This is a genomic window from Pseudoflavonifractor sp. 60 (genome assembly GCF_009911645.1).
Lineage (GTDB): Bacteria > Bacillota > Clostridia > Oscillospirales > Oscillospiraceae > Lawsonibacter.
Genome location: NZ_QWKI01000018.1, coordinates 1 through 206, shown reverse-complemented (window position 1 = coordinate 206; position 206 = coordinate 1). Strand labels below are relative to the sequence as shown.

Annotated in this window: 1 pseudogene; it reads right to left on the bottom strand. The window is 64.1% G+C overall.

The features are described from left to right. Positions 1-206: pseudogene (locus D1646_RS02210) on the bottom strand (glucose-6-phosphate isomerase); the annotation flags it as partial.

Below are 206 nucleotides of genomic sequence, written 5' to 3'. Positions count from 1 at the left end.
CCGCCGTCCACGTGGGCCAGGATGGTCCCCCGCATGGCCTGCTCGTTGACGAAGGAAAGGGGCTTGCCCGACAGGAAATTCAGCCCGTCCACGTTGGCGGGGTCGTTGGGGATGGTGTACGCCCCGTCAGGGACGAAGCTGACCATAGTCTCGAACATGACCCGAGAGCCGTCCTGGATAAACTGGCCCATGGAGTGCAGGTCGGC